Origin of the sequence: Klebsiella sp. GW_Kp181 (genome assembly GCF_040062315.1) — a bacterium.
Lineage (GTDB): Bacteria > Pseudomonadota > Gammaproteobacteria > Enterobacterales > Enterobacteriaceae > Klebsiella > Klebsiella oxytoca.
The window spans coordinates 1-5,379 of the sequence record NZ_JBEAFR010000019.1 but is presented as its reverse complement, the minus strand read 5'-3'; the positions used below and the strand labels follow the sequence as shown (position 1 = coordinate 5,379).

Annotated in this window: 6 protein-coding genes; all 6 read left to right on the top strand. The window is 54.7% G+C overall.

The annotated features are described in order from the left end of the window. Positions 1 to 182 (top strand): electron transporter RnfC (locus tag ABLV11_RS06845; protein ID WP_348855239.1); only part of this gene is annotated, 182 nt, incomplete at its 5' end. Beyond that, the gene (rsxD, locus tag ABLV11_RS06840) at positions 183 to 1,235 is read left to right on the top strand and encodes an electron transport complex subunit RsxD (protein ID WP_224330209.1); all 1,053 of its coding nucleotides are present in this window, start codon (positions 183 to 185) and stop codon (positions 1,233 to 1,235) included. It begins immediately after the preceding gene. Between the two features lie 10 nt (positions 1,236 to 1,245). Next, the gene (rsxG, locus tag ABLV11_RS06835) at positions 1,246 to 1,866 is read left to right on the top strand and encodes an electron transport complex subunit RsxG (protein ID WP_004102641.1); all 621 of its coding nucleotides are present in this window, start codon (positions 1,246 to 1,248) and stop codon (positions 1,864 to 1,866) included. A gap of 3 nt (positions 1,867 to 1,869) precedes the next feature. After that, positions 1,870 to 2,568, top strand: a complete 699-nt coding sequence (locus ABLV11_RS06830; RefSeq protein WP_004113426.1) for an electron transport complex subunit E — start codon at positions 1,870 to 1,872, stop codon at positions 2,566 to 2,568. Between the two features lies 1 nt (position 2,569). Next, positions 2,570 to 3,205, top strand: a complete 636-nt coding sequence (gene nth / locus ABLV11_RS06825) for an endonuclease III (protein ID WP_004102645.1) — start codon at positions 2,570 to 2,572, stop codon at positions 3,203 to 3,205. 596 nt (positions 3,206 to 3,801) lie between these two features. Then, the gene (gene dtpA, locus ABLV11_RS06820) at positions 3,802 to 5,307 is read left to right on the top strand and encodes a dipeptide/tripeptide permease DtpA (RefSeq protein ID WP_024274267.1); all 1,506 of its coding nucleotides are present in this window, start codon (positions 3,802 to 3,804) and stop codon (positions 5,305 to 5,307) included. The last annotated feature ends 72 nt before the right edge of the window (positions 5,308 to 5,379 follow it).

The window sequence follows — 5,379 nt, the reverse complement described above, 5'->3', positions numbered from 1 at the left end:
ACCCGCGCAAGGCCGCCGTCGAGGCCGCGATCGCCCGCGCCAAAGCGCGCAAAGCAGAACAACAGCAACAAGCAGTTCCCCCGTCGGCAGCCAATGATGACGGCCGCAAAGCGGCAGTCGCTGAAGCAATCGCCCGCGTTCAGGCCCGGAAAGCGTCCCGGCAGGCAGTTAACGAGGATTAAATGGTTTTCAGAATCGCAAGTTCCCCCTACACCCACAATCAGCGCCAGACTTCGCGGATTATGCTGCTGGTGCTGCTCGCCGCCGTACCCGGTATTGTGGTTCAGACCTGGTTTTTCGGCTGGGGTACCGTACTGCAAATTATCCTCGCCGCCGTCACGGCGTGGGGAGCCGAAGCGGCCATTCTTAAACTGCGCAAACAAAATATCCCGGCGATTCTTGCCGATAACTCGGCGCTGCTGACCGGCCTGCTGCTGGCGATCAGTATTCCGCCTTTTGCGCCGTGGTGGATGGTCGTGCTGGGCACTGCGTTTGCGGTGATTATCGCCAAACAGCTGTACGGTGGACTGGGTCACAATCCTTTTAACCCGGCAATGATTGGCTACGTGGTGCTGCTAATTTCTTTCCCGGTGCAGATGACCTCCTGGCTCCCGCCGCATGAGATAGCCGCCAATGTTCCCGGATTTAGCGACGCGCTGCGGATGATTTTCACTGGCCATACGGCGAGCGGTGGAGACATGAACAGCCTGCGAATGGGCATTGACGGCATCAGTCAGGCAACGCCGCTGGATACCTTCAAAACCTCGCTCCATGCCGGTCATGCGGTGCAAGAGATCCTCCAGTATCCTGTCTACGGCGGCGCACTGGCCGGTCTCGGCTGGCAGTGGGTTAACGTGGCTTATCTGGCGGGCGGTCTGTTCCTGCTATGGCAAAAAGCCATTCGCTGGCATATTCCGCTGAGCTTCCTGCTGAGCCTTGCCGTTTGCGCCACCCTGGGATGGCTATTCTCACCAGAAAGCCTTGCCTCACCGCAAATTCATCTGCTCTCCGGCGCCACCATGCTGGGCGCCTTCTTTATCCTGACGGACCCGGTGACCGCTTCCACCACCAATCGCGGTCGCCTGATCTTCGGCGCGCTGGCGGGGTTACTGGTGTGGCTAATTCGCAGCTTTGGCGGCTACCCGGATGGCGTCGCCTTTGCCGTTCTGCTGGCTAATATTACCGTTCCCTTGATCGATTATTACACGCGCCCGCGCGCGTACGGCCACCGCTGAGGACCCGAACATGTTACAAAGCATGCGTAAACACGGCATCACGCTAGCCCTCTTTGCTGCGGGTTCGACCGGGCTGACGGCCGCCATTAACGAACTGACTAAAAGCACCATAGAAGACCAGGCCGCCCAGCAGCAAAAAGCCTTATTCGACCAGGTTATGCCGGCCAATTTATATAATAACGACTTGCTGAAAAGCTGTTATCGGGTAACCGCGCCGGAGCTGGGAAAAGGCGAGCATAAGGTCTGGATTGCTCAGAATGGCGATAAAGCGGTTGCAGCGGTGATGGAAGCTACCGCGCCGGACGGCTATTCAGGAGCCATTCAGCTACTGGTTGCCGCCGACTTTAAAGGTACCGTGCTGGGTACCCGCGTCACCGAGCATCATGAGACGCCGGGCCTGGGCGATAAGATCGAGCTTAGAATTTCTGACTGGATCACCCTCTTTGCCGATAAAGTGATTCATGGGCAAAACGATAGCCACTGGGCCGTGAAAAAAGATGGCGGCGATTTCGATCAGTTTACCGGGGCTACCATTACTCCGCGCGCGGTGGTCAATGCCGTCAAGCGCGCGGGCCTGTATGCGCAAACTCTGCCCGCGCAGATTTCTGCTTTCACTCCCTGTGGAGACTAGACCATGAGCGAAGTAAAAGACGTTATTGTTCAGGGGCTGTGGAAAAACAACTCCGCGCTGGTTCAGCTGCTGGGGATGTGTCCTCTGCTCGCCGTGACCTCTACCGCCACCAACGCTCTTGGGCTTGGGCTGGCGACGACGCTGGTTCTTACCCTGACTAACCTGACCATTTCCAGCCTGCGTCGCTGGACGCCGGCGGAAATCCGTATTCCGATTTACGTTATGATCATCGCTTCGGTGGTGAGCGTCGTCCAGATGCTGATCAACGCTTATGCGTTCGGCCTTTATCAGTCTCTGGGGATTTTTATCCCGCTTATCGTCACCAACTGCATTGTGGTCGGGCGCGCTGAGGCCTTTGCCGCGAAAAAAGGCCCGGCGCTATCGGCGCTGGATGGTTTTTCCATCGGCATGGGGGCGACCTGCGCGATGTTTGTCCTCGGCTCGATGCGGGAAATTCTCGGCAACGGTACCCTGTTTGATGGTGCCGATAGCCTGCTCGGCAGCTGGGCAAAGGTTCTGCGTATAGAAGTATTTCATACCGATACGCCGTTCCTGCTGGCAATGCTGCCGCCGGGCGCATTTATTGGCCTCGGCATGATGTTGGCGGTAAAATACCTCATTGATGAACGTAGCAAACAGCGCAAAGCCAAAGCGGCGCAGGCCGGGATCGTTGCGCCCTCTGATGTGACGGGAAAAGCATAGGATGAACAAGAGTAAACGCCTGGAGATCCTCACCAGGCTCAGGGATAACGACCCGCACCCCACTACGGAGCTGAATTTTAACTCGCCGTTTGAATTATTGATCGCCGTGCTGCTCTCGGCGCAGGCTACCGACGTTAGCGTCAATAAAGCTACGGCGAAACTCTACCCGGTCGCCAACACGCCGGCGGCGATGCTGGCGCTGGGCGTAGAGGGCGTCAAGTCGTACATTAAGACCATCGGCCTGTTCAACAGTAAAGCAGAAAACGTCATTAAGACCTGCCGGATCCTGCTTGAGCAGCATAACGGCGAAGTACCGGAAGACAGAGCCGCGCTTGAGGCGCTTCCCGGCGTCGGGCGCAAAACCGCTAACGTCGTGTTGAACACCGCCTTCGGCTGGCCGACAATCGCCGTCGATACGCACATTTTCCGCGTTTGCAACCGGACACAATTTGCGCCTGGTAAAAACGTTGAACAGGTGGAAGAGAAGCTGTTAAAGGTGGTTCCGGCGGAATTCAAAGTGGACTGCCATCACTGGTTGATTCTGCACGGCCGTTATACCTGTATCGCCCGTAAACCGCGCTGCGGTTCCTGCCTGATTGAAGATCTTTGCGAGTTTAAAGAGAAGGTCTACTCCTGACCCTACCGGAGCCATAACCCTTCATAAGTCATGGCTCTGGTGCATACCCCATTTTCCGATGTTCACGCCATCGATTTAGCCTTCTTATGGCTTATTATTCCGCTATATAACCATCGATCAGCTTATTCATTTTTTTCAGAGGCAAAATTTCTATACATTTGTGATCCAGATCACTGAGTCAATTTCTTGTTGCTTTGTTGTTAACTTATTAATACGCAAACCTGTTGATTTAAATACCCCCAACTTAAATACCAACACAATAACCCATCATTTTTTAGGATTTTGGGCTATATCACTGGATGCAAGCGCAAACAGCAGAACATATGGCCTTTATGCGAAAACTTTCCGATTCTGACAGATAAAAACGCTGCCATTAACGAAACGCTGAAATTTAACTCTGCATAACATTTATATGTCCGGTGTATTATAACGCTCAGGATATGTGTAACAGATTATTGCAAAGCTATTGCCTGATGGCACAGGATAGTGAACATTACCTGCCGTTTTCCCTCCAGAATAACTATAAAGGCGGCGGTCTGCGAAGATTGCGCCCCGAGCACCCCCCGTTAATATGGGATGTAAAAAAAGAGGTATTTGTGTCTACTGCAAACAATAAACCAACGGAGAGCGTGAGTTTAAACGCTTTCAAACAACCACGATCGTTCTATCTCATCTTCTCTATTGAGCTATGGGAGCGTTTTGGTTTCTACGGCCTGCAAGGGATTATGGCCGTTTACCTGGTTAAACAGCTGGGTATGTCAGAAGCGGATTCTATCACTCTGTTCTCCTCCTTTAGCGCCCTGGTATACGGTCTGGTGGCGATTGGCGGCTGGCTGGGCGACAAGGTGCTCGGCACCAAGCGCGTCATTATGCTCGGCGCCATCGTTCTGGCTATCGGCTACGGCCTGGTCGCGTGGTCCGGACACGATGCGGGCATCGTGTATATGGGGATGGCAACGATTGCCGTGGGTAATGGCCTGTTTAAGGCTAACCCCTCTTCCCTGCTCTCGACCTGCTATGAAAAGAACGATCCGCGTCTGGACGGTGCATTTACCATGTACTATATGTCCGTCAATATCGGCTCCTTCTTCTCTATGCTGGCGACACCGTGGCTGGCGGCAAAATTCGGCTGGAGCGTCGCTTTCGCTCTGAGCTTTGTAGGCCTGGTGATCACCATCGTCAACTTCGCTTTCTGCCAGCGCTGGGTTAAGCAGTACGGTTCCAAACCTGACTTCGCACCGGTGCACGTGGGCAAACTGCTGGCCACTATCGTTGGCGTGGTCGTTCTGGTCGCGATTGCTACCTGGCTGCTGCACAACCAGGGCATTGCACGTATGGCGCTGGGCGTGGTTGCTCTGGGCATCATCGTTATCTTTGCTAAAGAGGCCTTTGCGATGCACGGCGCGCCGCGTCGCAAAATGATCGTTGCGTTTATTCTGATGCTGCAGGCGATAATCTTCTTTGTGCTGTATAGCCAGATGCCGACCTCCCTCAACTTCTTTGCTATTCGCAACGTTGAACACTCTCTGCTGGGTATCGCTTTTGAACCTGAACAGTATCAGGCGCTGAACCCGTTCTGGATCATTATCGGTAGCCCGATTCTTGCCGCCATTTACAACAAGATGGGCGACACCCTGCCAATGCCGATGAAGTTCGCTATTGGTATGGTCCTGTGCTCCGGCGCCTTCCTCGTGCTGCCGCTGGGCGCGAAGTTCGCCAGCGATGCGGGTATCGTCAACGTCAGCTGGCTGGTGATTAGCTACGGTCTGCAGAGTATCGGCGAACTGATGATCTCCGGCCTGGGCCTGGCGATGGTTGCGCAGCTGGTTCCGCAGCGCCTGATGGGCTTCATCATGGGCAGCTGGTTCCTGACAACCGCTGGCGCTAACCTGATCGGCGGCTACGTTGCGAACATGATGGCAGTACCGGACAACGTCACTGACCCGCTGATGTCGCTGGAAGTTTACGGCCGTGTGTTCCTGCATATCGGTGTCGCAACCGGCGTTATCGCTATCCTGATGCTGCTGACGGCGCCGAAGCTGAACCGCATGACCCAGGACGATGATAAAACGGCAAAAGCCAGCGATACCGCCACGGCTTAAGCTCCCTGGGAAAACCGATAAGTAAAAGACCACCTTCTGAGAAGGTGGCTTTTGAGAATGCCCCCTGTAAGG